Consider the following 24709-nt stretch of genomic DNA (forward strand, 5'->3'; position numbering starts at 1 on the left):
TCTAGGCCTCCTGGATCCCGTACACGTAGAAGAGCGAGTTGAGCCCATTCTCCGGGACACCGGTGATGCCGTCGCGCGCGATACGCAGCTGGGGGTTGAGGTAGAGCCACACGCTCGCGGCGTCGTCGGAGATCTTCTGGTTCACCCTCGTGATGAGCTCCGTCTGCTGCTCCACGGAATCGGCCTGCTCGGCGTCGGCGAGCCAGGTCTGCACGTCGGCGTCGTCGTAGCCCCAGTAGAAGTCCGAGTCTCCGTAGAAGTTGATGTCGCGGTCGTTGACGTGGCCTTGCAGGGTCGCTTCGAAGTCGTGGTCGGTGTAGACCTTCTCGTACCACTGGTCATCGGTGATGATGTTGATGTCCACGGTCACGCCGATCTTCGCGAGCTCGGTCTGCAGGAACTCCGCGACGGTCGAGTGCACGCCGGACTCGGGGGTGTCGATCGTGAACTCGAAGCCGTCCGCGTAGCCCGCCTCGGCGAGCAGGTCTGCTGCGAGCTCGGGGTCGTAGGGGTTGTTGTCCGCGAGGTCGAGGTACCAGGGCTCGGACGGCGGCACCATGGAGCCGATGAGCTGTCCGCGTCCGTCCCAGATCGCGTCGAGCAGCTGCTCGCGGTCGATCGCCGAGTAGACGGCCTTCCGCACGTTGACGTCGTCGAAGGGAGCGACGCGATCGTTGAAGGCGAGCAGCTCCTTCGTCGTGGACGTGCCCTCGATGATCTCGTAGTCGCCGGATTCGAACTCGGACAGGCTGTCGGGGTTCGACTGACTCGTCACGAGGTCGACCGCACCCGTGATGAGCGCGTTGTTGAGGGCGGTCGGGTCGGCGTAGTACTGGTAGACGACGCCGCCGTTCGCGGGCGCGTCGCCCCAGTAGTCCTCGTTCACGTCGAGCGTGATCGAGTCGCCCTTGCGGTAGTCGCCGAGCGCGTACGGCCCGGTGCCGTCGGCGGCCGCGGTGAGGTCGCCGGCCTCGGGGTTCACGATCCAGACGTAGCCGAGGTTGTACGTGAAGCTGATCGACTTGGCCGACAGCTGCACCTCGACGGTGGTGTCGTCGACGGCTGTGACGGTGTCGATGACGCTCAGCTGGCTCTTGCGCGCGGCGATCGAGTCGTCACCGATGAAACGCTCGAGGCTGTACTTCACGGCCTCGGCGGTGAGCGGGTCGCCGGAGTGGAACGTCGCGTCTTCGAGCGTGAAGGTGTACGTGAGACCGTCGTCGGAGACCTCGGTCTCCTTCGCGAGGAGGGGCTCGACCTCGGCGTCGTCGGTGATCCGGAAGAGGCCCTCGTAGACGTTGCCCGTGAAGACCTCGGTGACGCCGGAGCTGCCGCCGAAGATCTGGTCGAGGTTCGTGGGCTCGTTCTGCGAACCGACGATGATCTCGGCGTTCGCGTCGGGCCCTGCGTCGGAGGATCCAGAACCGGAGGCGCAACCCGCGAGCACGAGGAGGCTGGCGGTGGTGGCGGCGAGGGTCGCCGCGAGGCGGGATCGGCGGTGGCGTGAGATCACGTCGGTGTCCTTTTCTGGGTGCGGGGACGCGGAGTGCGCCCCCGGGCGGCGGTGCCGCGGGAGATGGTCGAGGGGGTGCGAGTGCGGGCGGATCGATCCCGCCGATGCAGCTGAGGACGCGAGTCCGTCAGATCGAGAAGCCCTCCGAGAAGCGCACTCGCTTCTCCCCCGCGCGAAGCGGGACGGGCAGCCGGTTCTGCAGCGGCGGGAGCGGACAGTTCATCTGGTTGGAGAAGCCGCACGGGGGCACGATGGCTCGGTTGAAATCGATCTCGATCGGCAGGCTCTCGCCCGGCGCGAGCTCGCCCGAGGCGCCCGGGTGATCGAGGAAGAGGAAGCGACCGGCGCCGTAGCTCTCGCGACCGTTCGTCGCGTCGCCGAAGACGAGCTGGAGGCTGGAGTGGCCGTCGTGGTTCGTATCGAAGGCGGCGAAGCGGTATTCGGTGCCGTCGAGTTCGAAGACGAGGTCGCCCGAGACGGGGAGGGCACGCGTGGCGCCGTCGTCCTTGATGTGCTCGAACGGGACGACGCGCTGCTCGTCGACGAGTTCGAAGCGACCGGAGAGCACCCAGGCGGGGTCGTAATCGTAGGACTCGATCTCCTCGAAGGCCGCGTTGGCGGGAGAATCGGCACGCCAGATGCGGTAGCCCTCCTGCGGTTCGCCCGAGTCGATGTCGGTGCGCCGGAGGCGGGTGAGCACGGCATCGGCCGGCTGTCCCGCGCGGGCCTCCTCGTCGGAGACGGCGGGAGCGCCGGCGGGGCTCCAGTGGGTGAGGACGAGTGCGAGGTTGCCGAGCGGCGCCGTCACAGCGGCGCGACGATGCGTCTTCCACACCTCGTACGCGGCGATCGCCTCGTCGTGCGTCGTGCTCTCGACCGTTGAACCCATGACCACGTGCTCCACTCCATCAGAAACCAGACGCTGTCCGGTAACTCCATGACGTTGTCTTACATTCCCACCCCGCCCACCTTCCCTGAGGTGTCGCGATCTGTTGCCTGTCCGGCCGGAAGGCCGACAGTCTGCGACACCTCACGGGAGATGGGCGGGAAGATTTATCGACAGGTGTCGAAAAATGCGCGTACGCTCGAAGGAGGTCCCACCGATGTGACGCCGATCCGGGCGCCGCGAGCGAACCACTCCACCCGAGAAAGGCACCACATGACCACCACAGCCCACGCCGCCGTCCTCCACGAGGTCGACGGACCGTTCGTCTTCGAAGACGTCGTCCTCGGTGACATCACGCCGGACGAAGTCCTCGTCCGCATCGTCGCGACCGGCCTCTGCCACACCGACCTCGCCGTCGTGCACGGCCACATCCCGACGCAGCTCCCCATGGTCCTCGGCCACGAGGGTGCGGGCGTCGTCGAAGAGGTCGGTTCGAGTGTCACCGGACTCGAGAAGGGCGACCACGTCGCCATCTCCTTCGCCTCGTGCGGACACTGCTCCAACTGCCTGGTCGGGCGCGAGGCCTACTGCCGCAACTTCATGCTGCTCAACATGGGCGGAGTCCGCGAGGACGGCTCACGCACGATGACCGCAGCCGACGGCGACGACGTGCGCGGCTCCTTCTTCGGCCAGTCCTCCTTCGCCACGCACGCCATCGTGGCGGCTCGCAACGCCGTCAAGATCGACGACGGCGTGCCCCTCGAACTCGTGGGACCGCTCGGCTGCGGTATCCAGACCGGCGCGGGCACCGTCCTCAACACGCTCGCCCTGCCCGCGGGATCGACCATCGTCGTGGCCGGAACCGGCGCCGTCGGCCTCTCCGCCATCATGGCCGCGAAGGCTGCGGGGGCGACCACCATCATCGCCCTCGACGTGCTCGACGAGCGCCTGTCCTTCGCGACGGAGCTCGGCGCGACCCACACGATCAACGGCCGGACCGCGGACGTCGAGGCCGAGATCCTCGCGATCACCGACGGTGTCGGCGCGCCATACGCGGTCGACACGACGGCGGTCCCCGCCGTCGTCGCCCAGCTCGTCGCCGCGACGAGCTTCGGTGCCTCGATCGCCCTCGTGGGCGTGCCGAAGCCCGACGCGACGATCCCGCTCGGTCTCGTCTCCGGTTCCGGGAAGACGATCATCGGCGCGATCGAGGGCGACTCGGTGCCGCAGGTCTTCATCCCGCGTCTGCTCGCGATGCACGCCGCTGGCGACTTCCCGTTCGATCGCATGGTCACGACCTACCCGTTCACCGACATCGACACCGCGATCGCCGACACCCAGTCGGGCGCGGCGGTCAAGGCCGTACTGACGATGCCCGTCTAGTCGGGGCCGTCTAGCCTGGATCGCATGCGCGCACCCGACCCCCGTAGCGCCCGCACCGTCGCCGCTCTGCGTGACGCGCTGCGGGAGTCGCTCGCGACCCATGCTCTCGACGAGGTCACCGTGGCGTCGTTGTGCCGCGCGGCGGGCGTACAACGCACGACGTTCTACACGCACGCGTCGAGCGTCGCCGAGCTGCTCGCCGGGCTCCTCACCGAGGAGATCGACGAGCAGCTCGACGTGCACCCCGACTCCGATGCCACCGTCGAAGACGTCGCCCGCGCCTTCCAGGCGACGCTGGAGAGCGGCTTCGAGGTCGTCGGCCGCGATCGTGCGCTCTTCCGCGTGGCCCTCGACGCGAACGCCTCGGCGCTCCTCCGTCGACACCTCGCCGAGCTCATGACACGTCGACTCCACATCGCGCTCGACATCTGGACGGCTCTCGGCGTCGCCCGCGACGTCGATCGTCGCATCGCCGTCCCCTTCGCCGCCGGCGCCCTGGCCGCGTCCGTCGAGGCGTGGGCGTCGCTCGACGACACCGATACCGCCGCCTACGCGATCGGCGTACGCGACCAGATGCCGCCGTGGTGGCCGCGCTACTGAATGGCGTGCCCTCACCGCGCCGCGGTTCTCCTCAGCCGCGACGTCGGACGGGGACCACGGCGTCCGGGTGCGGCTCGACGACCGAGCGGCGGAGGTGCTCGAAGACGACGGAGGTCTTCACATCCGCGATCTCCTCGCGACTCGTGAGACGGTCGATGACGAAGGCGTAGAGAGCGTCATTGTCCGCGACGGCGACGTGCACGATGAAGTCCGCCTCTCCCGTGGTCACGAAGACGCCGAGCGTCTCGGGCAGGCCGCTCACCCAATCGCGGAACGCCTCGATGACGGATCGGGACGGTGGCCGGATGCGCACGGCAACGAGGGCCTGGACGGGGCGGCCGATCGCGGCGAGATCGAGGTCGAGGGACGCGCCACGGATGACCCCGGCGTCGCGCAGCGCCCGGGTCCGGTCGAGGGCGGTCGTGGGCGAGACGCCGATCGCGTTCGCGACGTCGCGATTGGACGTCCGCGCATCGTGCTGCAGAACGGCCAGAATGGCCGCGTCCAGTTCGTCGATATCAGGCATATGAGCATCGTAACCTGATGAAATACGGAAAGCTTGCGCGGTTGTCGGACGCATGAGGAGCTAGATACATGAACACCGCAACGATCGGCTTCTCGCCCGACGAGATCGACCTGTCCCTCTCCACACGCGCCGTCCGCCTCAAGTGGGTCATCGCGGTCGACGCCGAGCTCCCCGCCGGGCGGGCGGCGAACGCCGCGGTGTGCCTCGCGGCACCGACGACCGACGCCGTGACGGGTCTCCTCGGTCCGGACGTGCGCGATGCCGACGGCCGCGCCCACCCGGGACTGCCCTGGACCGGCTGCACGATCCTCGCCGCGACGCGCGACCAGCTCGCAACCATCGCGCGCAAGGCCGCATCCTCCGCCGACGTCTTCGTCGCGGACATGCCGGCGCTCGGGCAGGCGACGCGCGTCTACGACGATTACGTCCGGGAAATGTCGCAGACCGACACCGCGCATCTCGACCTCCTCGCGGTCAGCATCGTCGGCCCCCGGAACCGCGTCGACCGTCTCGTCGGCAGCCTCCCCCTCCTCCCCTGACATTCCACCGGGTGTGAGGCGGAGGGTGGGCGGACTAGCCTGGCGAGTATGAGCGAGACGATCATCACCGTCGAGGGCGGCTTCGATCACCACCACCCGGCCGAGCGCGGAACCGTGCGACTCACCGCCGGATTCCAGGGCGGGGACCGGTCATCGGTCGTCGCACGGACGACGCAGCTGCAGGCGGCCATCGCCGGCGAGGCTCAGCAGCTCGCCGCCGATCCGGCCAACGGACCCGCCACGTGGTGGTCGGCCGATCGCCTGCAGGTCTGGAGCGAGAAGCCGTGGAACAACCAGGGCAAGCAGCTCCCGCTCGTCTACCACGCCGCCGTCCTCATGGAGGTGAAGTTCCGCGACTTCGCGCGGCTCGCCGACTGGGTGGAACGGCTCGCGACGATCGACGGAGTCACGATCACCGGGATCGACTGGGCGCTCACAGAGGTGACGAAGGCGCGCCTCACAGCGGATGCCCGTCACCGCGCCGTGCTCGACGCGACGGAACGCGCGTCGAGCTACGCTCACAGCCTCGGGCTCTCGACGCTCCGGCCGCTCGCCCTCGCGGACCCGGGCATGCTCGGCGACGAGACACGGCCGGCGGCGCCGAGTAACGGCGTGGCCATGTCGCGCTCCATGAAGGCCGACGCAGCGGCGAGCGGGCTCGACCTCAAGCCGGAGGACATCACCATCTCGGCCAAGGTCCACGCACGCTTCAGCGCCGCCTGACCGCCTCGAGCACCACGGGGTCGGCGCAGCCGCGGGCGAAGCCCTCGATCCGGCGATCGATGTCCCGCTGCAGGACGAGCGCACCGATACGCTCGGCGATCGGCGCGAGCCAGCGCGGCGTGCACGAGAAGTTGTAGCGCCACACGGCGAGGGTTCGCCCGGCGTCGAGCGGATCCGGGCTGAAACGCCAGCCGGCTCCGAACTTCTCGAAGAACCAGGACCCCTCCAGCATGGCCATTCCGACGTTCGTCGGCGGGTTGTAGGACACATAGCGGGTCACCATGCGCAGTCCGAAGCGCTGGACGGTCTCGGTCCGCACGCCCTTCGCGGCGACCGTCGCGCCGTCGAGGAAACGCTGCCGACGGATGAACGGATCCCATCGGAGCCGGATCTCGCCGGTGGTCTGGGACACCGCGAAGGCCGTCGCGGGATCGACGGGGACGGTGAGGCGGGACTCGACGACGGGCACCCGCCCATCCTGCCACCCGCCTGGATCTCCCCCACCTCCCGCACGCACGCGCCGCGCGTATCCGCACGCGCTTCACCGAGCGGAGCGGGTGGGGCGAGAGCGGGCACGACAGCGGGCCGACAGGAACCGGGGTCAGGCGTGGAGGCGACGCCAGGCGAGCTCGGCGAGGGCCTCGGCCTGGATGCCGAGCACGGAGTCGTCGAAGACGGCATTCTCCGAGTGCATGCCGGGTGCTCCCGCAGCGGGCACCTCGGCGGGCTGCGCACCCAGGAAGAGGAGAGTGCCCGGCACCGCCTCGAGTACGTAGGCGAAGTCTTCCGACGCCATCGAGGGCGACGGGAGCCGCACCACGCGCTCGGCACCGTGGAGCTCGTCGAGCACCTCGAAGACGAATGCCGTCTCCGCCGGATCGTTGACCGTCACGGGGTACGAGTCGATGTACTCGACCTCGGCCGTCGCCCCGTGGGCTGTCGCGATGCCGTGCGCGAGAGCGGTCAGCCGCTCCCTCACGAGGGCGAAGGTCTCGCGCGAGAGCGTGCGGATGTTGGCCTCGAGGACGACGCTCGCCGAGAGCACGTTCGCGGCCGCGGAATCGGTCTCGATCCGCGTGACCGAGACGACGGCCGGGTCGGTCGCGGGCACGCGGCGGGCCACGAACGACTGGAAGGCGAGGACGATCTCCGCCGCGATCGGCACGGGATCGATCGCGTGCTGCGGCCACGCGGCGTGACCACCCGTGCCGACGACGCGCACGCGCAGGCCGCTCGCGCTCGCCATGATCGGGCCGGAGCGCGTCACGAAGGTCTCGGCCTGCGTGACGCAGTCGACGTGGACGGCGTAGGCCGCGACGGGTCGTTCCCCCGCCGCATCGAGCACACCCTCCTCGATCATGACCCGACCGCCCGCGAAGCCCTCCTCCCCCGGCTGGAACATGAATACGACGGCGCCCGGCAGCTCCGCGCGGCGGGCGTGGAGCAGCCGGACGGCGCCGAGCAGTCCCGCCATGTGGAGGTCGTGCCCGCACGCGTGCATCGCACCGGTCGTGCTCGCGAACGGCAGACCGGTCGCCTCACGGACCGGGAGCGCGTCCATGTCGGCGCGGAGCAGCACCACGGGACCGGGCCGGCCGCCGCGCAGAACGGCCGTGACGGAGGTGAGAGCGTCGCCGGTGGTGATCTCGAGACCGAGGCCCTCGAGCTCGCCGAGGAGCGCGCGCTGCGTCTCGGGCAGGTGCAGACCCGTCTCGGCCATCGTGTGCAAGCGCCGCCGCACGGCGACGAGATCGTCGAGTATCCCTGCTGCGTCGAAGGAGACCGCGTCGAGGGAGACCGCGTCGAAGGAGCCCGTCACGAGGTGCGCAGCCCGTTGACGAGACGGATGCGGGCCGCGAGCTCCGGGTTCTCATACGGCCCCGGCCGGTCGAGGGCCGCGACGACGCGCTCGAGCACCTCGACGGGCTTGTCCTGGCTCATCTTCTCCTTGCCCTCGAAGCGCGTGACACGGAGCCGGAAGCCGACGGTGCCGGCGACGATCCGCTCGGCGTAGGCGGACGTCGCGAGGGTGCCGCGCATCCGGAACGGATTCGGGAGGGGATCCTCGAAGTGGTCGACGAGCCGTTCGAGCACCGCGAGGTTCTCGGCGTCGCTCAGGATCTCGGGCACACCGTGCGCGTGCACCGTGGCGAAGTCCCACGTGGGCACGGCCGGATCCACCTCGTACCAGGACGGCGAGATGTAGCCGGACGGGCCGTAGAAGACCACGAGCAGTTCGTGGGAACCGAGTTCGTGGAGCCGTTCGTCGGGTCGGCCGACGTGGGAGACGAGCGTGATCGCGTCCGGATCGTCGGAGTCCTGCTCGTCGAGGATGAACGGGTAGTGCGAGGCGACGGGACCCGCGCTCGTCGCGCTGATCATCGTGGCCCAGGGAGATGCGCGGATGAGCGCCTTCGCATCCTCCGTCCGCGTGAGTGCGTAGTCGGTGTTCTCACGCATGAGGAGTCTCCTGGGTGCGGCGGGCATTTGCGGTGATGATCCGAACGTACTCGGGCCAGAGCGCCCGCTCGAGTCGGTGACCCATGTCCTCGATGAGGTGGAGTTCGGCCCCGGGGATCGCCTCGGCCGTGAGCTCGGCCGCGAGGGGTCGCAACTGCGGGTCGAGCCGGCCGTGCACGACGACTGTCGGTACGATCACGCGCCGGAGACGCTCGAGGCGGTCGTCGGCGCGCCGCAGGGCGGCACCGTGGCGCTGAAAGCCGTTCGGTTCGTAACCCCGCTCGATCTGCCGGGCCGCGTGGCGGCGCTCGTCGTCCTCGTCGAACGGGTGAGAGGTGACGTGCATGGAGCGCTGGTACGCGACGAACTGCTCGATCGCCTCCTCCCGGGGCAGAGCGGGGAACGACACGGGCTCGCCCGCCCCCACGGCGATCTCCGACGGCGCGAGGTAGGCGGGATCGAGCCCGGGGATCGCGGAGAGGATCGCCATGCTCCGGACGCGCTGCGGGTGGTCGATGGCGAGGTACTGCGCCATGATCCCGCCCATCGAGTGGCCGGCGAGATGGGCGGAGTCGAGCCCGAGCGTGTCGAGGATGCGCAGGACGTCCCCGGCCGCGTCAGCGACCGAATAACCGCCGTCGACGGCGTCGACCCCGCCGAAGCGCTGCGACAACCCGGTATCGCGATGGTCGAAGCGGATGACGCGGAAGCCCTCCGCCACGAGGAGCGCGCAGAACTCGTCCCGCCAGTCGATGAGCTGCGTCGACCCGCCCCCGATGAGCACGAGCGGTTCGGCCGCGTCGTCCCCGAGCACCTCGAAGTGGATGCGGACGTCGTCCACGGTGGTCTCGGGCATCAGCGCGGGTCCCCCAGGTCGTTCCAGGTGAAGCGGCCGCCGAGGAGCGTGGCCGCGACGTGCAGCTCGCGCAGCGCGTCCGGGGGGCTGGTGAGCGGATCGGCGTCGAGGACGACGAGGTCGGCGACCTCTTCCGCGGCGACGGTGAAGCGGCCGCGGGTGCTCGCCGAGAGCGCGAGGTCCACCGGCAGGTTCTGCTCGGGGTGCCACGCGTCGCGGTCGTCGCGCGATCGCGACACGGCGGCGGAGATCGCGATCCACGGATCGAGCGGCGCGACGGGCGCGTCGGAGCCGAGGTGCACGGTCGCTCCCGCGTCGTGCAGCGAGCGGAACGCGAACGCCCGGTCGGTGCGTCCGTGCCAGTGCCGGTCGGCCACGTCGCGGTCGTCCATCGCGTGCTCGGGCTGCACGCTCGCGGTGAGCCCGAGCGATCCGAATCGTGCGAAGTCGTCCTCGGCCACGAGCTGTGCGTGCTCCACGACACCCGCGATCCCGAGGGCCTCGAACGCATCGACCACGGCGGTGTTCGCCTGGTCACCGATCGCGTGTACAGCCGGCAGGATGCCGTTCGCGTGCGCGGTGCGGAGGAGCTCGACGAGCCGCTCCGGCGTCACGCTCTGCACACCATAGGAGTCGGGGTCAGCGGGGTCGAGCCCCGGATAGGGTGCCCAGCAGTGAGCCGTCCGAGTATTGAGCGAGCCGTCGACGACGATCTTGAGGCGGCCGAACGTGACGAGGCCCTCCTCGTCGAGCACATCGCCCGTGCGACGGCCGCGTGTGATCGCCTCGTCGAGCCGATCAGGCCAGACGGAGCCCTCGACACGCAGGGAGTCCACTCCCGCCGCCACCCGATCCGGCCAGATCGTGGCGTTGTCCTGGTTCTCGAACTCGACGATGCCGACGACCCCGCGGGAGGCGGCGGCCCGAGCGGCGGCGGCATACGCCTCGTGGTTCGGCTGGGTGCCACGGTCGTGCACGCCGAGGGCGCCGATCCACTCGGTCTCGCGGAGCACGCCGTCCTCCGGCAGGTCGAGCCCGTAGTGACGTCCGGCTGCGGAGTTCAACCACCCGCAGTGGAGGTCGCCGCTGATGAGCATGATCGGGCGATCGGGGGCGATCGCGTCGAGGGCGGCGCGCGTCGGGGCGTCCGTCCAGAGCGCGTCGCGGAACCCGTAGCCCACGACGACGTCGGCGTCCGAGACGGGGAGCGCGGCACGCATGATCGCGACCGCTTGGGCCGCGCTTCCCGCCGGCGCGAGGTCGACGCGCTCGCGGCGCACGACCCACTGCGTGAAGTGCACATGGGCGTCCCAGAGCCCCGGGGCGAGGTAGCGTCCGTCGAGGCGGAACTCCGGGACCCCGGCCGCCTCGATCGAGCCGGCCGGCCCGACGCGCGACACGAGACCGCCGGAGAGCAGCACGTCGCGGGGCTCGGCGACCCCGAGGAGTCGGGCGTCGCGGAGGACGAGCGGGCCGGGCGCTCCGGCACGGGATACGGGGGCGGTGGTCATGCGTCCTCCAGTTCGAGGGGTTCGCCCATGACGGGCACGGACCGCAGCAGCTCGCGCGTGTACGGGTCCTCCGGGTGCGCGAGCACCGTCTCGGTCCCGCCGTGCTCCACGATGCGGCCGGCGCGCATCACGCTCACCTCGTCGCTCACGTACCGCACGACCGCGAGGTTGTGGGAGATGAAGAGCATCGTGAGGTGGAGCTCCTGCTGCAGCTCGCGGAGCAGGTTGAGCACGACGCCCTGGACGGAGACATCGAGGGCCGAGGTGATCTCGTCGGCGATGAGCACGGCGGGTTCCGCCGCGAGGGCGCGGGCGATCGTGATCCGCTGGCGCTGACCGCCGGAGAATGCCGAGGGCGACTCCCCCGCCCGGCGCGGATCGATGTGCACGCGATCGAGCAGCTCGTGCACGCGGGCCTCGCGGTCGAGCCGGGAGGAGCGGCGTCCCGTCGCGAGGAGCCCCTCGGCGATCGACGAGCCGATCGGCATCCGGGGGTCGAGGGCGCTGAACGGGTCCTGGAACACCATCTGCACCCGACGTCGGGCGAGCCGTGAGGCGGGCGCTCGGTCGGTGATGTCGACGCCGTCGAGCAGGATCGACCCGCCACTCACGGGCGTGAGGCCCACGGCGATGCGCGCCATCGTGGACTTGCCCGAACCGGACTCGCCCACGAGCCCGTGGGTGGTGCCGTCGCGCACGACGAGGTCGGCTGCATCGACGGCGAGCTGCGCGGCCCGGCCGTGGCCGTACCGCACGCTCACCGCGCGGAATTCGAGTTCGCTCATGTGCGCACCTCCGGGGATTCGGCCACGGCGGTCGCGGCGGTGTCTGTGGGGATGACGGGTAGCGGCAGAGCGCGGTTCGTCGCCATGTCGGGAACGCACGCGATGAGGCCGCGCGTGTACGGGTGTCGCGCGTCCTCGAGGCGGTCGGCAGCGAGCTCCTCGACGATGCGGCCGTCGCGCATCACGATGACGCGGTCGCAGAATCCGCTCACGAGCGCGATGTCGTGCGAGATGAGGAGGATCGCCGCCCCCGTCGACCGCTGCGCGTCGCGCAATGCCCTGAGCACCTGCCGCTGCACGGTCACGTCGAGCGCCGTGGTGGGCTCGTCGGCGATGATGAGCCGCGGCGACCCCATGAGGCCCATCGCGATCATCGCCCGCTGACGCATGCCGCCCGAGAACTCGTGCGGCAGCTGACCGAGCCGGCGCTCCGGGTCCGGGATCCGGACGAGGTTGAGGGCGTCGACGGCGCGCTTGAGCGCTGCGGGCCGCGGCACCCGGCCGTGGATCTCGCTGACCTCACGCAGCTGCCGTCCCACCGAGAGCGACGGGTTGAGGGAGCTCAGCGGGTCCTGGAAGATCATGGCCTGCTCGAGGCCGAGGCGACGCCGCTCCGCCGCCGTCGGCTCGACCGTCATGTCGATGCCGCGGAAGCGGAGCTCGTCGCTCTCGACGAGCGAGTCCGGTCCGAGCAGTCCGGCGATCGCCATCGCCGTGACTGATTTTCCCGAGCCCGACTCCCCCACGATGCCGACGACCTCGCCGGGATCGATCGAGAGGGTCACTCCGTGCACGCGTTCCACGAGCCCGCCGTCCTCCGTCCGGAACGAGACCCGGAGGTCGGAGGCGCGCGCAACCGGCTCGGTGTCCGAGACCACGGGGATCGCCCGCGTCTCGGCGCGGGTGCGGCGACGCACGGCGCGTAGCGGGGCGTTGCGACGGCGCTCGCTGAAGAGCTCTCCGAGGAGGGAGAACACCACTCCCGTGAGCACGATCGCGATACCGGGGCCGATCGCGGCCATCGGGTCGACGTAGATGCGTCGGGACCCTTCGTTCAGCAGACGTCCCCAGTCGTACTCGGGCGCCTGTACGCCGAGACCGAGGAACGACAGTGCGGCGAACGACAGGAGCGTGACGGACGCGTGCACCGCCATGTTGACGAGCAGCGGCGGAAGGATGTTCGGCAGCACGTGTCGCGTCGCGGTCCGCAGAGGACCGCTGCCGAGGATGCGGGCGGCGTGCACGAAGTCGCTGCCAGCGACGCTCGAGGCGAGCGTCGAGACGAGACGCCCGAACACGGGGATCCCGGCGAAGCCGACCGCGAGCATCGCGCCCGTCGCCGTCGTGCCCCAGATGACGGAGAAGAAGAGAGCGAGCAGCAGCCAGGGGAATGACAGCAGGATGTCGATGAACGCGTTCACGGCCCGCCGGGCCAGCGACGGGAGCACCGCGGCGATGACGCCGACGAGCACACCTCCCAGGACGGAGATCCCCGTCGCTCCGAGCGTGAGCAGCACAGAGACGCGGGTCGCGACGACCACTCGCGCGAAGAGGTCGCGGCCGAGTTCGTCGGTGCCGAAGGGGTGCGCGAGGCTCGCGCCCTGCTGACGGGACGCAATGTCGCGGGCGCTCGCGGCATCGCCGAAGAGGATCGGGCCGAAGACCGTCGCGGCGATCACGACGAGCACACCGATCGAGACGGCGACGCCTTGCGGCGTGAGGAGTGTTCGAACGAAGCGGGTACGCATGTCAGGCCTCGGCGATCGTCGAGCGCGGATCCAGGACGGCGAGCGCGAGGTCGATGACCAGGTTCGCCACGAGCACGAGGACCGCGTAGACGAGGACGACACCCTGGATGAGCGGGTAGTCCTTCGTCGTGATGGACGAGACGATCGTCGACCCGATGCCCGGGATGACGAAGACCGTCTCGATGAGGACGGTGCCGGCCACGAGACCGACGAGCACCACACCGCCGGCCGTGAGCGACGCGGCGACGATGTTCGGCAGAGCGTGGCGCAGGTAGAGCACACGACCCGGGAGCCTCTTACTCCGCGCGGTCGTGATGTACGGCTCGTCGAGCACCCGCAGCATCTCGACGTGCACGATGCGTGCGAGGTAGGCGAGCGGACCGATCGCGAGCGCGATGACCGGGAGCACGACCTGCGACGGCTGTCCCCAGCCCGCGGGCGGGAAGGCCTGCAGCCCCACGCTGAAGATCGAGATGAGGAGGACCGCAAGCAGGAAGTTCGGGATCGCGATGAGGATGCCGAGGAAACCGGAGACGCCGAGGTCGACGGCCCGTCGGCGTCCGCCGCGAGCCGAGACCGCCGTGGCGACGCCGATCGGGAAGGCGCCCACCGCCGCGATGAGGAAGGAGAGCACCGAGAGCATCAGGGTCGTCGGCAGTCGCTCCGCGAGCGTGGCGGCCACGGGCCGCTGCGACGACACGGACACACCGAGGTCGCCGGTGAAGAGCCCGCCGACGTAGTTCGCGAACTGCTGACCGAGCGGGAGATCGAGACCGAGCGAGCGCCGCAGCGCCTCGACGGCCTCGGGCGACACGGTCGGCCCGAGGGCCGCGCGCACCGGATCGCCCGGAACGAGGTGGACGAGGAAGAACGACGCGACGAGAACGATCGCGAGCGACACCGCGGCTCGGAGGAGCCGGCGCAGCACGAAGGCGAGCCGCGGGGACCCTCCGAGCAGCCGCGGACGCTCCCCCCGCCCCGCGGTCGCGGGCGTCGACGGGGTCGGGGCGGCCGTGATCGGAGTCGGGGCGGGGGGGATCGTCATGGGTCAGCCCAGCATCCGGATGGTGGTCGGCGCGATGCTTCCCGGCATCTCGAGGGTCGCCCCGTTGAGCCACGTGGGCGACTCCGTGTCGGCGAGCGGGAACGTGTCGACGCGGTCGATGAGCTCCTTCTCCGCTTCGAGCCACAGGTCGCACGCCGTGTCGGCGTCGGGAGCCGTGAAGGCCTCTTCCGCGAGAGCGTTGTACTCGGGGTTCTCGACGGCCATGAAGTTGTAACCGCCGTTCTCGCTCGTCTCACCGAGGAAGAACAGGCTCAGCACGACGGGGCTCGAGGGAGCGAGCTGAATGAATCCCGTGTCCCAGTCGTACGTCTGGTAGAGGTCGGTCGACCAGCCGGTCGGGTCCTCGGCGACGAGTTCCGTCGTGATGCCGAGTTCGGCCCACTCGGCCTGCACCTCTTCGGCCGCCGCGCCGTGGGTGGGTGTTCCGCCGTCGTACAGGAAGCGGATCGAGAGTCCGCGGTCGCCGTCCGCTCCCGCTTCGTAGCCGGCCTCGTCGAGGAGGTCGGCGGCGGCGTCGAGGTCGCGCTCGGGCAGCTCCCACAGGGGGCCATCGGACACGCACGTCAGCGGGATCTTGTTGACGAGAGAGACGGACGGAAGGTAGCTGCCGTCGGTGACGAGCTCGCCGATGGACTCCTGGTCGAGCGCGAGGGTGAGGGCCTGTCGGACGCGGATGTCCGACGTGGGGCGGTCCTCCCGCTCATTGAAGAGCATCTGACCGATCGGGTTGAGGATGCCGACGGAGTCGAGACCCGCGGCCTCGATGCGCTCGCGGTCGGCGCCGATCACGGACGCGGCGTTGAGCTCTCCGGAGATGAGGAGGTTCGCCGAGGTGGCCTCGTCGGCCACGACGCGCGCGACGATCTCGTCGGGCAGACCCTCGGTGTCACTCGTGACGTCCTCCGGGCCCCAGGTGTAGCCGTCGCGCTTCGTGTAGGTGTACGCGGAACCGGCCTCGATGTTGCTCAGCGCGTAGAGCGCCGTGCCGTTCGTGGAGTCGGCGAGGGAGTCGGGGTCGTCGAGACCGGCCTGGCAGACCATCTCGACGGCACCGGTGCTCTGGAGCAGGAACGGGTTGTTCGTCGCGCTCTCGATCGTGAGGACGTTGCCGTCGGCCGTCGCCGTCATGTCCTCCGTGATGTTGGAGCCGAACCAGAAGGTGCCGTTGTCGGGGCTCGACTGGTAGGCGATGTTCGCGGCGGCGGTCTCCGCCGTGAACTCGGTGCCGTCGGCGCACGTGAGGCCGTCCTTGAGCGTGTACGTGATCGAGGTGCCGGTCTCCTCCCAGCTCTCCGCCATCCACGGCACGGTCTCGCCCTCGGGGTTGATGTATGCGAGTGACTCGTACCCGAACGGCACGAGCGCACGCTGGGCGAGGTTCACGCCCGTGAGTGGCGAGAGGTTACCCGGGTCCTCGTTGATCGCCATCGTGAAGGTGCCGCCGGACACGAAGTCCGTGGGGTCGGCGCTCGGGTCTCCCCCGGTACTGGTGCCGCACGCGCTGAGCGTGAGAGCGGTGGCGATGGCGGTCGTCGTGACGACGACCCCCCGGACGGTCCTGGTCATGTTGTGCCCTTCGTCGAGTACGAAACGGGTGGTGCAGGGGTGTCGGTGCGTTGTTCGATCCGGGCGAGCGGTCCCGCTGCCTTCACGGACACTTTGAGGGTCGGTCGGGTGGAGTACGAGACGGGGGTCTCGAGCACGTCCACCACCTCGACGGCACGGGGATCGGCGCCGGCCTGGATGGCCCGGTCGATCGCCTGGCGGCTGGCGGAGTCGATCGCGGCGGTGCGATCGGCGTAGTCGCACATCTGGTCGGCTCGCCCGCCAGCGAGCGCGATGGCCGCGCCGACCGCGTTGGCCACGTTGCCGCGCTCGGGTCGGAAGACCTCGCTCGCGCCGGAGACGGAGTCCGGGACGAGGAACCCACCTCCTCCTACGACGACGAGCGGCAGGTTCGTGCGTCCGAGGGACATCCGCTCCACGGCCGACTCGACCCGGTCGCGCGCCACCGAGAGCGCCGCGACGAGTGCCGCGCGGGTCGCCTTGTCGAGGGGCGGGAGCGCGTGGCCGGCGATCGTCCCGGGCGATTCCACAGCAGAGGCGTCCGTGAGCGTCGCGGTGTCTCCGCCGAAGAGCAGGGCCCGCTCGGTGATGCGGTGGCCCACCGAGTCGGACAGGGGCACGCCGTTCGCGAGATCGACGATCGTGCCGCCCCCGACACCGAGGCTCAGGATGTCGGGCATGCGGAAGTTGGTGCGGACCCCGCCGATCTCCCGCGGCAGCGTGGATTCCCGGGGGAAACGGTCGACGAGCACACCGAGGTCGCTCGTCGTGCCACCGACGTCCACGACGATGGCGTTCTCGGCGCCGGAGAGGCGCGCGGCGCCCCGGATGGAGTTCGCGGGTCCCGAGCCGATCGTGAGCACGGGGTATCGGGCGGCGTATTCGACGGCCATGAGCGTGCCGTCGTTCTGCGCGAAGAAGGTCTCGGCGTCGAGTCGCTCGTCGGCGACGGCCACGAGGAGGGCCTCCGTCACGTCGCGCGCCACGCGGTAGAGCGCGGCGTTCAGGACGGTGGCGTTCTCGCGCTCGAGGAGACCGAGCTCGCCGACCTCGTGGCTCAGCGAGATGGGCACGTCGGGTCCGAGGAGGTCCCGGGCGACCGCAGCGACCTCGAGCTCCTGGTCGGGGAACGACGGGCTGAAGATGCCGCACACGGCGACCGCGTCGACGCGACCGCCGAGGCCGTCGAGGAAGCGACGCACCTCGTCGAGATCGAGCGCTGAGATCGGGTAACCGTCCACGAGGTGACCGCCGCCCGCGAGGAGGGCCCCGGCGAGCACCGTGTCACGGAGATCGCTCGGCCAGCCGGCGAGAGGCGGGAAGTCCGTCGAGGCGGGGGCGCCGAGCCGGATGACGGCCACGCGTCCGAGGTCGCGGCGGCGCACGATCGCGTTGGTCGCGTGGGTCGTACCGAGCATCACACGGGAGACGTCGTCGCGGCGAGAGCCGATGTCGGCGAGGACCGCGGCGAGGGCCGCGCGGATGCCGCCGGTGACGTCGACGGTCGTGGCCTGCTTGGTCCACGCGATCACCGTGCCGGCGTCGTCGAGCACGACCGCGTCGGTGTTGGTGCCGCCGACGTCGATGCCGACACTGAGGTCACGGACGCTGAGGTCACGAGCGCTCATCGGGCGACCGCCGTCCGGGACACGAAGGGGGCGTACGCGAGGTCGTAGCCGAAGGCGTGGGGGCCGGCGAGCTCGAGCCCGCGTTCCGTCCGCCACAGCGGATCGCACGGCCAGGCGAGCACGCTCACCCGCTGTCCGAAGCGCAGCAGCTCGGTGGAGATCGCCTCCCCCGTCTCGGTGTCGACGATCGTGATCAAGTCGGGCACGCTCACGATGATCTCCCCGTCCTCGATGACCACGAGGTTCTCGTTCTGGATCTCGACACGCAGGAGACGGTCGCGGTCGGCGCCGATGCCCTGGATCGTGACGGAACCGCGCGTGAAGCCGCCCTCGGTGAGGCGCTCGATGTCGATGACCTTGCCTCCCGCGAGCACGTCGGCGCCGAGTTCGTCCGCCATGTCGACGACGGGATCGGCGGACTCGAGCAGCCGCCGTCCCACGTGGACCGCGCGGCTGACGGTGCCCTCGATGACCGCGCCGGGCGCCGTCTCGGAGGTGAGGAGGTAGTGGGCGCCGATCGCGATGCCGCCGGCGGCGATCGTGAAGGCGCGGGCGTGGCGTTCGAGCCACTCCATGTCGAGGGTGCGCAGCACGCTCACGTTGCCGATCACGTCGCCCATCACGGCGAACTCGCTCGCAAGCCCGGCGACGTTCATCGAGATCATCGTGGACTTGGGGAACGCGCGGCCCATGCCGTCGGCGTCGAGCACGGCGACGCCGAGCGAGGCGGCCCAGCCGACGGGAGCGACGCCGTTGCTGCCGCCGATCTCGGCCGCCATCACGGCGGTCACGGGGCGGCCGATGATGCGCTCGACCTCCGCGATGAGCGTGTGCACCTGCGCGGTGGCGCCGAGCATCTCGATGCCCACCGACGGTGCCCCGATGCCCGAGAGCAGGATCACCGCGTCGTCGGGACCGAGCTCGTCGACCGTCATGAGCCGGACGGGCCCGAACCGCTCGATCGCGGTCTCGACGGACAGCTGCGTGGTGTGCACGGCGCCGCCGCCGCCCGTGCCGAAGACGGCGGCGCCCGCGGCGAGGGGGGCCACGTCGTCGCGGGTGATGAGCCGCAAGGGCTCGCTCGTGGTGCTCATGTTTCGAGAGTAGGAAGAGAATCGTCTCGCGACAATGTGGCGAGAGACCGGAGAATACGGGCAGACTGTGCTGATGGACCAATTGACCCGAGACAGCGTCGACCTACGCGATGTCGTGGAGCAGGCCGACCGATTCGGAGCGCGCGTTCTCACGGGCGACGCCGAGGGGGTCGAGGTGCTCGGCGTCGAGATGCTCGCGCTCGACGACATCGCTCGAGCCGCACCCGGCAGCCTCGTGATCGCCACCCTGCCGACGAACGACGCCCCTCGGGCGTACCAGATCGACATCGCCGTGCGTCGAGCGATCTCGGCCCGCGCCGCCGCCCTCGTCCTCATGAACGATGTGACGCTCTCGGAGACCTCGCGGACTCTCGCCCACCGTGGGTCGCTCGTCGTGCTCGCGGCGGACGCCGCGCCGAGCGAGCTCGCGGTCTTCGTCGACCGCCTCGTGCGCCGCGGCGCCGCGGGGGCGCTGTCCCGTGCCGAGCACGCGATTGAGGCCGTGAGTCGTGCGGCCGATGCCGGGGGCCCGGACATCCGCTCGGCGATCCTCGAGGCCGCGAGCGCCGCACTCGGCGTGGGCCTGCGCATCGAAGAGGTCCCGGGTGTGCGCTGGACGGAAGCCGACGCCGTGTGCATCGGCGAGGTGCCGATCGGTCGGCTCGTGGCCGAACGGGACGACCCGGCCGTGGCGATCGCGCGCCCCGTGATCGCGTCGGTGCTCTCCCGCGCCGCCTCGCGGGAGTCGCAGGACCGTTTCGGCCCCGTCAGATCGCGCGCCGACCTCATCGTGGAGCTGCTCTTCGCGGAGTCGTCGCGCATCGACGGTCTCGCCGTGGACGCGGCGCGCGCCGGCCTGCCCGTGCAGCTGTCGCACTCGGTCGCGTGGCTCACGCCTCGCGTGCCGGGCGAACCGGCCCGCCGCCTACCCGCGTCACTCGTGGCGGCGCTCGAGCTGCGCGCCCTCCAACTCGTCGACGACCGGGACGAGGTGTGGCACGTGGCCGCCTTCCACGACGACCTGCTCGTGGTGGCGTCCGAGGAGCTCGGCGCGCCCGACCACCAGCGACGATTGCGGGACGTCGTCGAGCGCTTCGTGCAGCAGGCGGCGGTGCTCGTCGACGAGGAGTGGACCTTCACCGTGGGCCTCGGCACACCCCAGGGCGGGGCGGCGGGACTGCGGCAATCGGCGACGGAGGCGCGCATCGCGGCGGAATCCGCGGTGGCCGCCGGACGCCTCGGCGCGGTCGAGTCGACGGATGTCACGGGGCTCCGCCGGGTGCTGCTCGACTTCTACGCCTCTCCCCTCAGTCGCACCCTGCTCGACGACGTGCTTTCGCCGCTCGACGCGCTCGGTGCCGAGCGCGCCGACACATCGGTCCGCACGCTCCTCGCCTACCTCAGCACACGGAATTCCTTGGTGAGGGCCGCGGAACTGCTCACCCTCCACCCGAACGCCGTGAACTACCGCGTGCGCCGCATCGAGCAGACCCTCGCCCTCGACCTCGACGACCCCGACACCCACTTCGCCCTCGAACTGGCCTGCCGCCTCCGCCTCGTCTCCCCCCGCTGACCCCCTCCCCCAAAGTCCTACTCCCGATCGAGGGCTACACCTCTACATGGCGCCCTCGACAGCGAAGTGGCGCTCTCGACGCGCAGCGTCCGGGCGATCGCTCGTCCGAACACCGACGCGCGATGGGGTCCCCGCCAGGGCCTGTCCGGATCCGCTGGCGCTGCGTAGCGTGGATGCATGGATCGCCGCACCATGAACACCCCCCACCGCAGACGAGCGCGAGGAGGGGCAGCCGCCATCGCCGTCGTCGCCCTCCTGAGCGCATGCAGCGCCGAGCCGGAGAGCGTGACCTCCCCGGTGTTGTCCCCGTCGGCGGCGCCCGCCCCCAGCGCGACGACCGACGCCCTCGAACCGGTTGCCCTCTCCGGCGACCCCGTCGACGTCGTGACCGGCCTCGAGGCCCCGTGGTCGATCGCCTTCCTCGGCGACACGGCGATCGTGAGCGAGCGCGACAGCGGGCGCATCCTCGAGCTCGACGACGACGGCGACGCACGCGAGATCACGACCGTGCCGGGCGTGGTGGCGGGAGGCGAGGGCGGCCTGCTGGGTCTCGCGGTCGACGCGGACGAGCGCCTCTTCGCGTATTCGACGGGTGCGGACGGCAACCGGATCCACCGCTTCGACATGAGTGGTGAGCCGGGCGCGCTCGCAGCGGACGAACCGGAGACGATCCTCGACGGCCTCCCGTCGTCACGCACCCACAACGGCGGGCGCATCGCGATCGGCCCGGACGGGATGCTCTATGCCTCGGCGGGAGACGCCGGCGATCCCGACTCCGCCCAGGACACGGACTCCCTCGGCGGCAAGATCCTGCGGATGACGCTCGACGGCGACGCTCCCGACGACAATCCGATCGCCGGTTCCCTCGTCTACAGCCTCGGCCACCGCAACGTCCAGGGCCTCGACTGGGCCGAGGACGGCACGATGTTCGCAACCGAGTTCGGCCAGAACACGTGGGACGAACTCAACCTGATCGAACCAGGCGCGAACTACGGCTGGCCTGTCGTGGAGGGCATCGTCGGACGGTCGGAGTTCGTGGACCCGGTGCAGCAGTGGAGCCCCGCTGACGCGAGCCCGAGCGGGATGGCGATCGTCGGCGGCACCGTTTTCGTCGCCAACCTGCGTGGACAGCTGCTGCGCACGGTGCCGCTCGGGGACACGACCCAGGCCGCGGACGAGCTCGCGGGAGAATTCGGCCGGCTCCGCGACGTCGTCGAGGCCCCGGACGGTTCGCTCTGGGTCCTGACCAACAACACCGACGGTCGCGGCGATCCCGGCGCGACCGACGACCGCATCCTCCGCATCCCGCTCTCCCCCGCCGCCTGACGCGCAGACCGACTCGCCAGCCCCCGTGACCCGCGACGTGCGGACATCTGCCCTCTCCCCGGCCGAAGTGCGGACTTTCGCCCCCATCTCGGGCTGCGAGGGGGCGAGAGTCCGCACTTCCGCGGTGTGGTGGAGTGCCTACGGCGGGTTGCCGGAATGGCAAGAGAGCTCGCGGTTCCGGCACGGCAGGCCTAGCGTGACGATCATGAACCACGAGCAGGGCGCCACGCATCAACACGGCACCACCGACCGGCACGGCCAGACCACGCCACCGCCTGCGACCGAGATGTTCGAGCCGCCCGCGTGGGAGGAGCGGTACTCCGGAGAGCAGTCGATCTGGAGCGGGAACGCGAACGCCCAGCTCGTCGCCGAGGCGGCGAAGCTCACCCCGGGCTCGGCGCTCGACGTGGGTTGCGGCGAAGGCGGCGACGTGATCTGGCTCGCCTCACGGGGCTGGACCGTGACGGGTGCCGATTTCTCCGTGAACGGACTCGCTCGCGCGGCGCGGAACGCCGAGGACGCGGGTGTGGCGGACAACGTCACCTGGTGGCAGGTGGATGCGCGAGACTTCCAGGCCGAGAGTCGTTCCTTCGACCTCGTGACGACCCACTTCCTGCATCCGCCGGACCGCGGCATGGTCGACGTGGCGCGCCGCCTGTGGGATGCCGTCGCACCCGGCGGCCACCTCCTCATCGTGGGGCACGCGCCGGGAGCCCACTTCACGCAGCTGTCGGACAGCCACCGCCGGGCGACGTTCCTCGCCGAGGACCTGATCCCGGTCCTGCCCGACGACGCCGAGATCCTCGTGGCGGAACAGCGCCCCCGCACCGCGATCCGCGACGGCATCGAGAGGGAGATCGAGGACGCCACGCTCCTGGCCCGCAAACCGGCCGCTCGCTGACCTTACGACCGCTCGAACTCATCACCCTTGGACACGCTCAGGAGCCGGATGGTACGCCGCACGCGCACCTCGCCATGTCAGTCGGAGACGGGTTCGATGACGCCGATCGGTTCGCGCTTCTCCGCCTGGAACCGGTCCTCCGTGCGCCCCTTCGCCCAGTAGCCGGACAGCGAGAGCTCCGGGCGGAGGACGCCGCGATCGCGGAACAGGTTCCGGAGTCCCTTCATCGCCTCCCGCTCGCCGTGGGCGAAGACCTGCGGCCGACCCTCCAGCCACGTCGCCTCCGACACGGCGTCGACGAGCGCGGACGGTTCGACGTCGTGAACCCACCGCACCTCGACGCCGGCGGGGGCCGTGAGGCGGATCTCCTCCGACGCGTCGGAGACCTGGATGACGGCGATCCCGCGTGCGTCGGCCGGAAGCGCCTCGAGGGCCGCAGCCGTCGCGGGGAGCGCGGACTGGTCCGCGGCGAACAGGTGCCAGTCGGCCGCGGGGTCGGGCGCGTAGCCGCCGCCCGGGCCCGAGAAGGTCAGGCGGTCGCCGGGGCGGGCATGGTCCGCCCAGGGACCCGCGAGTCCCTCGTCGCCGTGCACGACGAAGTCGATGGTGAGGGTACGCGCCGCGGCGTCCACGGATCGCACGGTGTACGTGCGCGTGACGGGGAGGTCTTCGGGCGAGAGCGTCTCCCGCAGCCCGGCGATGTCGAACGGCGGCGTGAGGCCCAGCTCCGGCTTCACGAAGATGATCTTGACGTAGGCGTCCGTTTTCCCGTTCGCCTCGAAGAGGTCGAACTGCTCTCCCGTGAGCACGATCCGCACGAGGTGCGGGCTCAGTTGCTCCCGCCGAAGCACCTCGAGGGTCACCTGCGGACGAGCGGGCTTCGGCGGGCGGGGGAACGGGGTGACGATCGACATGCGACTCCTTAGGTGACCCTTACATCCCATCACACCGATGCATGGCTCGGTTCCGACCACCGATCGCTGAGCTCGTCGAAGCGTGGTTCCCTCCCGAGAATTCGGGTCCCTCCGACAGGCTCGGGGAACGCCTGGCGGGCTCAGCGACGGCAGCGCGACTCAGTGCGCGTCGAGGGCCGCCAGGAAACGCGTGAGGGATCCGCCGAGGTTCCACTCGTCGCCGAGGCGCTCGAGCGCGTCGCGGTCGTCGCCCGCGACCGGGCGGAGCCGAGCCCGCGCGTCGTCGAGCGACGGCACGTCGAGGTCACGCTTCACGGCGACCACCGTCGGTGCGACGTCGAGGTAGTCCGCCGCCGCCGTGAGCTTGCCGCGTACCGAGGCCGAGAGGTCGGCGTCGCCGTCCTCCGCCGCCTCGCGCAGCGCCGCGAGCGTGCCGTACTCGCCGAGGAGCGACGCCGCCGTCTTCTCCCCGATGCCCGCGACGCCCGGCAGTCCGTCCGATGCGTCCCCGCGCAGGGTCGCGAAGTCGGCGTACTGCTCGGGCAGCACGCGGTACTTCGCCACCACGGACTTCTCGGTGAGCACGTCGAGGTTCTTCATCCCCCGCGCCGTGTAGATCACGCGCACGTCGCGGTCGTCGTCCACCACCTGGAACAGGTCGCGGTCCCCCGTCACCACATCGACGGGCAGGTCGGCGATGCTCGCGTAGGTACCGATGACATCGTCCGCCTCATGGTCCTCGACGCCGACGATCGCGATCCCCGCGAGCCCGAGCACCTCGCGGATCATCGGGATCTGCGCGGTGAGCCCCTCCGGCACGACCTCGACGAAGCGCGAGGCCGTGGAGGACTCGTCGAGCCGGTTCTCCTTGTAGCTCGGCACGAGGTCGACGCGCCAGCGCGGGCGCCACGCATCGTCCCAGCAGGCGATCACGTGCGTCGCCTCGAAGTCGGTGCTGAGGCGCGCGATCATGTCGAGCAGCCCGCGGATCGCGTTCACGGGCGTGCCGTCCTTCCGCGTGATCGAATCGGGCAACCCGTGAAAGGCGCGGAAATACAGGGACGCGGTGTCGAGCAGCATCAGTCGATCGGCCATACGTGATCCTGACACG

At 70.5% G+C, this 24709-nt stretch carries 23 protein-coding genes; 7 read left to right on the forward strand and 16 right to left on the reverse strand.

The window, feature by feature from the left end; translation table 11 throughout:
- Position 1: 1 nt before the first annotated feature.
- Positions 2–1513 (reverse strand): ABC transporter substrate-binding protein, encoded by a 1512-nt coding sequence (locus ELQ94_RS05325; RefSeq protein WP_243696876.1) that lies wholly within the window; start codon positions 1511–1513, stop codon positions 2–4.
- A gap of 127 nt (positions 1514–1640) precedes the next feature.
- Complete coding sequence (locus ELQ94_RS05330; RefSeq protein ID WP_127047946.1) at positions 1641–2402, reverse strand: DUF1684 domain-containing protein; 762 nt, start codon at positions 2400–2402, stop codon at positions 1641–1643.
- Between the two features lie 270 nt (positions 2403–2672).
- Between ELQ94_RS05330 and ELQ94_RS05335 the strand changes: the two genes are divergently transcribed.
- Both ELQ94_RS05335 and ELQ94_RS05340 read left to right on the forward strand, forming a co-directional pair.
- Complete coding sequence (locus ELQ94_RS05335; protein WP_127047948.1) at positions 2673–3782, forward strand: NAD(P)-dependent alcohol dehydrogenase; 1110 nt, start codon at positions 2673–2675, stop codon at positions 3780–3782.
- Positions 3783–3806: 24 nt separating this feature from the next.
- Positions 3807–4382: a TetR/AcrR family transcriptional regulator gene (locus tag ELQ94_RS05340; RefSeq protein ID WP_127047950.1), complete on the forward strand. Its 576-nt coding sequence runs from the start codon at positions 3807–3809 to the stop codon at positions 4380–4382.
- A gap of 31 nt (positions 4383–4413) precedes the next feature.
- On the opposite strand, the gene ELQ94_RS05345 is transcribed toward ELQ94_RS05340, so the two are convergent.
- Positions 4414–4908, reverse strand: coding sequence for an Lrp/AsnC family transcriptional regulator (locus tag ELQ94_RS05345; protein WP_243696877.1), 495 nt, complete (start codon positions 4906–4908; stop codon positions 4414–4416).
- A gap of 68 nt (positions 4909–4976) precedes the next feature.
- Between ELQ94_RS05345 and ELQ94_RS05350 the strand changes: the two genes are divergently transcribed.
- Positions 4977–5447, forward strand: coding sequence for a DUF2000 domain-containing protein (locus ELQ94_RS05350; protein ID WP_127047952.1), 471 nt, complete (start codon positions 4977–4979; stop codon positions 5445–5447).
- A 48-nt stretch (positions 5448–5495) separates the two neighbouring features.
- Positions 5496–6170 carry an SIMPL domain-containing protein gene (locus tag ELQ94_RS05355; RefSeq protein WP_127047954.1) on the forward strand — a complete coding sequence of 225 codons (675 nt, stop codon included), beginning with the start codon at positions 5496–5498 and terminating at the stop codon, positions 6168–6170.
- Here ELQ94_RS05355 and ELQ94_RS05360 read toward each other — a convergent pair.
- The 11 genes from ELQ94_RS05360 to ELQ94_RS05410 all read right to left on the reverse strand — a co-directional run bounded on the left by ELQ94_RS05360 (position 6157) and on the right by ELQ94_RS05410 (position 18884).
- Positions 6157–6639: an SRPBCC family protein gene (locus tag ELQ94_RS05360; RefSeq protein WP_127047956.1), complete on the reverse strand. Its 483-nt coding sequence runs from the start codon at positions 6637–6639 to the stop codon at positions 6157–6159. The two genes, ELQ94_RS05355 and ELQ94_RS05360, sit on opposite strands and share 14 nt — an antisense overlap.
- A 132-nt stretch (positions 6640–6771) precedes the next feature.
- Positions 6772–7989, reverse strand: a complete 1218-nt coding sequence (locus ELQ94_RS05365) for a M20 metallopeptidase family protein (RefSeq protein ID WP_243696878.1) — start codon at positions 7987–7989, stop codon at positions 6772–6774.
- Entirely contained in the window at positions 7986–8630 is a 645-nt protein-coding gene (locus ELQ94_RS05370; protein ID WP_127047958.1) for an FMN-binding negative transcriptional regulator, read from the reverse strand. The genes ELQ94_RS05365 and ELQ94_RS05370 overlap by 4 nt, the downstream gene beginning before the upstream one ends.
- The gene (locus ELQ94_RS05375; protein ID WP_127047960.1) at positions 8623–9486 is read right to left on the reverse strand and encodes an alpha/beta fold hydrolase; all 864 of its coding nucleotides are present in this window, start codon (positions 9484–9486) and stop codon (positions 8623–8625) included. Before ELQ94_RS05375 ends, ELQ94_RS05370 begins: the two co-directional genes overlap by 8 nt.
- Entirely contained in the window at positions 9486–10997 is a 1512-nt protein-coding gene (locus ELQ94_RS05380) for an amidohydrolase (RefSeq protein WP_127047962.1), read from the reverse strand. The genes ELQ94_RS05375 and ELQ94_RS05380 overlap by 1 nt, the downstream gene beginning before the upstream one ends.
- The gene (locus ELQ94_RS05385) at positions 10994–11782 is read right to left on the reverse strand and encodes an ABC transporter ATP-binding protein (RefSeq protein ID WP_127047964.1); all 789 of its coding nucleotides are present in this window, start codon (positions 11780–11782) and stop codon (positions 10994–10996) included. The genes ELQ94_RS05380 and ELQ94_RS05385 overlap by 4 nt, the downstream gene beginning before the upstream one ends.
- The gene (locus ELQ94_RS05390) at positions 11779–13530 is read right to left on the reverse strand and encodes a dipeptide/oligopeptide/nickel ABC transporter permease/ATP-binding protein (RefSeq protein ID WP_127047966.1); all 1752 of its coding nucleotides are present in this window, start codon (positions 13528–13530) and stop codon (positions 11779–11781) included. The genes ELQ94_RS05385 and ELQ94_RS05390 overlap by 4 nt, the downstream gene beginning before the upstream one ends.
- 1 nt (position 13531) lies before the next feature.
- Entirely contained in the window at positions 13532–14575 is a 1044-nt protein-coding gene (locus ELQ94_RS05395; protein ID WP_127047968.1) for an ABC transporter permease, read from the reverse strand.
- A 3-nt stretch (positions 14576–14578) separates the two neighbouring features.
- A complete protein-coding gene (locus ELQ94_RS05400) occupies positions 14579–16162 on the reverse strand; it encodes an ABC transporter substrate-binding protein (RefSeq protein WP_127047971.1) in 1584 nt (527 codons plus the stop codon).
- On the reverse strand, positions 16159–17790 hold the full coding sequence (locus ELQ94_RS05405; protein WP_127047973.1) for a hydantoinase/oxoprolinase N-terminal domain-containing protein: 1632 nt from the start codon (positions 17788–17790) through the stop codon (positions 16159–16161). The genes ELQ94_RS05400 and ELQ94_RS05405 overlap by 4 nt, the downstream gene beginning before the upstream one ends.
- The gene (locus ELQ94_RS05410; protein ID WP_127047975.1) at positions 17787–18884 is read right to left on the reverse strand and encodes a DUF917 domain-containing protein; all 1098 of its coding nucleotides are present in this window, start codon (positions 18882–18884) and stop codon (positions 17787–17789) included. The genes ELQ94_RS05405 and ELQ94_RS05410 overlap by 4 nt, the downstream gene beginning before the upstream one ends.
- 73 nt (positions 18885–18957) lie before the next feature.
- On the opposite strand from ELQ94_RS05410, the gene ELQ94_RS05415 reads away from it, so the two are divergent.
- The 3 genes from ELQ94_RS05415 (at position 18958) to ELQ94_RS05425 (ending at position 22684) form a co-directional block, all read left to right on the forward strand.
- Positions 18958–20457, forward strand: coding sequence for a PucR family transcriptional regulator (locus ELQ94_RS05415; RefSeq protein ID WP_166404665.1), 1500 nt, complete (start codon positions 18958–18960; stop codon positions 20455–20457).
- 177 nt (positions 20458–20634) lie between these two features.
- Complete coding sequence (locus ELQ94_RS05420; protein WP_243696879.1) at positions 20635–21783, forward strand: PQQ-dependent sugar dehydrogenase; 1149 nt, start codon at positions 20635–20637, stop codon at positions 21781–21783.
- Between the two features lie 205 nt (positions 21784–21988).
- Complete coding sequence (locus tag ELQ94_RS05425; RefSeq protein WP_127047979.1) at positions 21989–22684, forward strand: SAM-dependent methyltransferase; 696 nt, start codon at positions 21989–21991, stop codon at positions 22682–22684.
- Positions 22685–22761: 77 nt separating this feature from the next.
- On the opposite strand, the gene ELQ94_RS05430 is transcribed toward ELQ94_RS05425, so the two are convergent.
- Both ELQ94_RS05430 and ELQ94_RS05435 read right to left on the reverse strand, forming a co-directional pair.
- Positions 22762–23598, reverse strand: coding sequence for a siderophore-interacting protein (locus tag ELQ94_RS05430; protein ID WP_127047981.1), 837 nt, complete (start codon positions 23596–23598; stop codon positions 22762–22764).
- A gap of 159 nt (positions 23599–23757) precedes the next feature.
- Entirely contained in the window at positions 23758–24693 is a 936-nt protein-coding gene (locus ELQ94_RS05435) for a 5'-3' exonuclease (RefSeq protein WP_208007558.1), read from the reverse strand.
- Positions 24694–24709: the final 16 nt, after the last annotated feature.

Origin of the sequence: Labedella endophytica, assembly GCF_003990045.1 — a bacterium.
GTDB lineage: Bacteria > Actinomycetota > Actinomycetes > Actinomycetales > Microbacteriaceae > Labedella > Labedella endophytica.

Bases quoted from the DNA above. Each gene is read 5' to 3' on its own strand.
- ELQ94_RS05415 (WP_166404665.1), top strand. From the start codon at position 18,958: ATGGACCAATTGACCCGAGACAGCGTCGACCTACGCGATGTCGTGGAG.
- ELQ94_RS05400 (WP_127047971.1), bottom strand. From the start codon at position 16,162: ATGACCAGGACCGTCCGGGGGGTCGTCGTCACGACGACCGCCATCGCC.
- ELQ94_RS05405 (WP_127047973.1), bottom strand. From the start codon at position 17,790: ATGAGCGCTCGTGACCTCAGCGTCCGTGACCTCAGTGTCGGCATCGAC.
- ELQ94_RS05330 (WP_127047946.1), bottom strand. From the start codon at position 2,402: ATGGGTTCAACGGTCGAGAGCACGACGCACGACGAGGCGATCGCCGCG.
- ELQ94_RS05430 (WP_127047981.1), bottom strand. From the start codon at position 23,598: ATGTCGATCGTCACCCCGTTCCCCCGCCCGCCGAAGCCCGCTCGTCCG.
- ELQ94_RS05370 (WP_127047958.1), bottom strand. From the start codon at position 8,630: ATGCGTGAGAACACCGACTACGCACTCACGCGGACGGAGGATGCGAAG.
- ELQ94_RS05340 (WP_127047950.1), top strand. From the start codon at position 3,807: ATGCGCGCACCCGACCCCCGTAGCGCCCGCACCGTCGCCGCTCTGCGT.
- ELQ94_RS05390 (WP_127047966.1), bottom strand. From the start codon at position 13,530: ATGCGTACCCGCTTCGTTCGAACACTCCTCACGCCGCAAGGCGTCGCC.
- ELQ94_RS05395 (WP_127047968.1), bottom strand. From the start codon at position 14,575: ATGACGATCCCCCCCGCCCCGACTCCGATCACGGCCGCCCCGACCCCG.
- ELQ94_RS05345 (WP_243696877.1), bottom strand. From the start codon at position 4,908: ATGCCTGATATCGACGAACTGGACGCGGCCATTCTGGCCGTTCTGCAG.
- ELQ94_RS05425 (WP_127047979.1), top strand. From the start codon at position 21,989: ATGAACCACGAGCAGGGCGCCACGCATCAACACGGCACCACCGACCGG.
- ELQ94_RS05355 (WP_127047954.1), top strand. From the start codon at position 5,496: ATGAGCGAGACGATCATCACCGTCGAGGGCGGCTTCGATCACCACCAC.
- ELQ94_RS05420 (WP_243696879.1), top strand. From the start codon at position 20,635: ATGGATCGCCGCACCATGAACACCCCCCACCGCAGACGAGCGCGAGGA.
- ELQ94_RS05350 (WP_127047952.1), top strand. From the start codon at position 4,977: ATGAACACCGCAACGATCGGCTTCTCGCCCGACGAGATCGACCTGTCC.
- ELQ94_RS05435 (WP_208007558.1), bottom strand. From the start codon at position 24,693: ATGGCCGATCGACTGATGCTGCTCGACACCGCGTCCCTGTATTTCCGC.
- ELQ94_RS05335 (WP_127047948.1), top strand. From the start codon at position 2,673: ATGACCACCACAGCCCACGCCGCCGTCCTCCACGAGGTCGACGGACCG.
- ELQ94_RS05385 (WP_127047964.1), bottom strand. From the start codon at position 11,782: ATGAGCGAACTCGAATTCCGCGCGGTGAGCGTGCGGTACGGCCACGGC.
- ELQ94_RS05410 (WP_127047975.1), bottom strand. From the start codon at position 18,884: ATGAGCACCACGAGCGAGCCCTTGCGGCTCATCACCCGCGACGACGTG.
- ELQ94_RS05380 (WP_127047962.1), bottom strand. From the start codon at position 10,997: ATGACCACCGCCCCCGTATCCCGTGCCGGAGCGCCCGGCCCGCTCGTC.
- ELQ94_RS05375 (WP_127047960.1), bottom strand. From the start codon at position 9,486: ATGCCCGAGACCACCGTGGACGACGTCCGCATCCACTTCGAGGTGCTC.